Genomic DNA, 2,852 nt, shown 5'->3' on the forward strand with positions numbered 1-2,852 from the left:
ACGTACAACACTGCGCACCACACCTCATATAAATCCACACGGCGTGGCTTGGTGCGCTTGCGCGCTTGTTCCAGGATCGGCAGCACGTGTGCGAACTGCTCCCGGCTCATGTCACTCGGATAGGTCTTTTGGCGCATCCGCATAGTCTGCACTGATCTGCGAAGATCGTGAACAGGTTCTTACTGCTGAATCACCCGACGCTGTTCTTCCTGCGGGTGCGCCGGCTGCTGGGTGTGTTGCTGGGTGTGCTGTTGCAACTGGCTGACATTGGTCTGCGCCGGCTCGTTGGCTGCGGATGCCGTCTGCACATGGCTGCGCAGATGGGCCGGGTCGTCCATGCGGCCCTGCACTGCGATCAGGCTGTCGCCATCGCGGTTCGGGACCAGATGATCGATACGCTGCAGGCCATCGCTGCCCGCACGCGCGGCCACGCTGGCGGCGGTGTTGAGAAACGCCGTGTCATCGCGCAATCCCAGGCGCTCGCGTTGCCCGTCAAGCTGCACCACTGCGTCGTTGAACAGCTGGCTGCCTGGTTGCAATTGCGTGCCTTGCGCCTGTGCCGGCGACTGCATGTCCTGGGCTTTCATCACCGAATCCCGGGGTGGAAGAAGAAGTGGATTCTGACGGGCTCATGCGCGGCACCTTGCGTTCGTCATGCGGAAAGCGCGCTTAGGGGCTGCTTTCTGCGGCAATATTGTGCGCGCTCAACCACGCGCGCACGTCCGACCTGACCTGCTGGCCGCTGGCATTGAGCAGGCGATCCGGGGTAGTGAAGAAATACGCCTGAAAGGTCTTCTGCTGGGCATTGCGCAGCGTTGGATCGACGCCGGCCTCGAGCAGCCTGAGCACTGCGGGGCTGGCCGCGCCGCTTTGCGCTGCCAGATGCAGCACGCTGTTGCCGGTATGGTCGAGGCGCTGCACATCCGCACCGGCCTTGATCAACACATCGATCTGCGCATCGCGCTTGCTCTGCACCGCACGAAACAGCGGCGTCCAGCCCGCGCGCGCGCTGACGACATCGATCGGCGCCTTGTGCTGCAACAGGATCTGCAGATACTCCGGGTCCTGCGCCATGGCGGCCATGTGCACGACCGTTTCCTGGTCCATGCCAGGCAACGATGGGTCGGCGCCTGCGTCGAGTAAGGCGGCCAGTGCACGCGGTTGTTCGTTCCAGATCGCCCACTCGAGCAAGGTGACGTGTTGATCGCCGTGCGCGGCAAGATCGACGGTGGGGGCAAGTGCCTTGATCCGGGCGACATCCCCGTGCGCGATGGCCTTGGCGATCTCGGTCAGAGTGGGGTCGCGGAAGGCGACGGCGTGGTCCTGCAGCGTAGCTGACATGGTGGTTTGCTCCTTGGCACCGGGCGAGGCAGTGCATGAGACCGCGAAAAACGAGGTCGCAAGAACGAGCAGGGCGGGGAATCGCGGTTGCATCGAAATCTCCTTCTCCTGAGCGCATTCCTGATGACGCTGCGGCATGTCCCGCCACAGCCGGCCGAATGCTAGCAGCTGCAAACATCGCGGGCGGAAAGATTTCGTGACACGGGCGTTGGGGAAGTGACCTGGGGTTGGTCTCATGCTTGGGGCCGGCTGCGTGGGTGGCGCAGACAGCGCAGGTGCGCGGTAGTGCACGCGCTACCCGTACGCCACGGTGCCGCCCCCCACAGCCGACGGTCACATCCCGGCCGGCATAATGGCGCTTTGCGAGCAGATGGGTGCAATGGCGTACGAGCTACTGATCAGTGACTGCGATGGCGTTCTTGTCGACAGCGAAATATTGGCCGACCGGGTGATGCGTGAAGCGCTGGCGGCTTTCGTGCCAGGCGAGCCGCTGGAACATCTGCTGGAAACCACCTTCGGGCAGACCACACGCGAGGTGTTGCGGCGGGTGGAAGAGCGCTTTGCGCTGCAGTTGCCGGAGACCTTGCTAGCGCAGATCCAGGCGCGCAGCGAGGCGTTGATCCAGGCGCAGGTGCAGCCGATTGCCGGCGTGCGCGAGGCGCTGGAACAGATTCCGCTGCCGTTGGCGGTAGCATCCAACAGCCGGCGTCACAATGTCATCGCGTCGGTGGAACGGGCCGGGCTCACCGCGCGTGCGGCGGGACGTATTTTCAGTGCCGACATGGTGGAGCGACCCAAGCCGGCACCGGATGTCTATCTGCTGGCCGCGCGCGCAGCCGGAGTGGCGCCGGAGCGTTGCCTGGTCATCGAAGACAGCCCCACCGGCGCGACGGCGGCCGTGGCGGCAGGCATGCAGGTACTGGGGTTTACCGGTGCCAGCCACATTCCGCCGGGCCATGGCGACACCCTGCGCCGCATCGGTGTGCTTGAGGTGTTCGATGAGATGCGTGATTTGCCTGCGTTGTTCGCGCGGTTGGCGCAAAAGCGCGCTGGTTGAGTCACCCGTTCGGTGGGTAGCGGGCGCAGCCAATGCGCGAGCTGCACGCTGCAGTTGACCTGCGGCGCTGTCCGACCACTTCGAGGACAGCACGTCGCGGTTTGCTGGTTGCTTGTTGAAAACGTTGCGCACCGACCATCATCACTGGCCCTTGCACGCTCACCGTTGCAGGACCTTGAGCGGCACGGATGCTGCGCCAGAGCTACAAGGACGTACTTGTAGCGTGTCCTGCGATGGTGTGCGGGCAAGGGCCCTGCAGCAAACGCGCAGCCTCGGTCGAGGGCGCGGTGTCCTCACCGCTCGCGGGACACGCCGTTAACCCGTCTATGAAGTGACCCCCAAAAGCTGGACAGTTGGGCGATCAGACAGCTAGCTCGGCCTGTTGCCGGTACTTTACCGGGCTCAGGCCGTTCAATTTCAACTTGATCCGGTCTTCGTTGTAGTACCTGATGTA

The 2,852-nt window shown here is 63.9% G+C and carries 3 protein-coding genes and 2 pseudogenes; 1 reads left to right on the forward strand and 4 read right to left on the reverse strand.

The window, feature by feature from the left end:
* The 3 genes and pseudogenes from A7D16_RS22720 to A7D16_RS19435 form a co-directional block, all read right to left on the reverse strand.
* A pseudogene (locus tag A7D16_RS22720) lies at positions 1–137 on the reverse strand (IS5/IS1182 family transposase); the annotation flags it as partial.
* 42 nt (positions 138–179) lie between these two features.
* Positions 180–596: pseudogene (locus A7D16_RS19430) on the reverse strand (XVIPCD domain-containing protein); the annotation flags it as partial.
* A 73-nt stretch (positions 597–669) separates the two neighbouring features.
* The gene (locus tag A7D16_RS19435) at positions 670–1,479 is read right to left on the reverse strand and encodes an ankyrin repeat domain-containing protein (RefSeq protein WP_064634865.1); all 810 of its coding nucleotides are present in this window, start codon (positions 1,477–1,479) and stop codon (positions 670–672) included.
* 214 nt (positions 1,480–1,693) lie between these two features.
* Between A7D16_RS19435 and A7D16_RS19440 the strand changes: the two genes are divergently transcribed.
* Positions 1,694–2,398, forward strand: a complete 705-nt coding sequence (locus tag A7D16_RS19440; RefSeq protein ID WP_064634864.1) for an HAD family hydrolase — start codon at positions 1,694–1,696, stop codon at positions 2,396–2,398.
* A gap of 361 nt (positions 2,399–2,759) precedes the next feature.
* Here A7D16_RS19440 and A7D16_RS22125 read toward each other — a convergent pair.
* A partial coding sequence (locus A7D16_RS22125; RefSeq protein WP_147308587.1) for an IS3 family transposase occupies positions 2,760–2,852 on the reverse strand: 93 nt, incomplete at its 5' end.

The sequence above is a fragment of the Xanthomonas nasturtii genome (assembly GCF_001660815.1).
GTDB lineage: Bacteria > Pseudomonadota > Gammaproteobacteria > Xanthomonadales > Xanthomonadaceae > Xanthomonas > Xanthomonas nasturtii.

What these genes read in the sequence shown, in the direction of transcription:
- A7D16_RS19440 (WP_064634864.1), top strand. Translation starts at nt 1,694, where the DNA reads ATGGCGCTTTGCGAGCAGATGGGTGCAATGGCGTACGAGCTACTGATC.
- A7D16_RS19435 (WP_064634865.1), bottom strand. Translation starts at nt 1,479, where the DNA reads ATGCCGCAGCGTCATCAGGAATGCGCTCAGGAGAAGGAGATTTCGATG.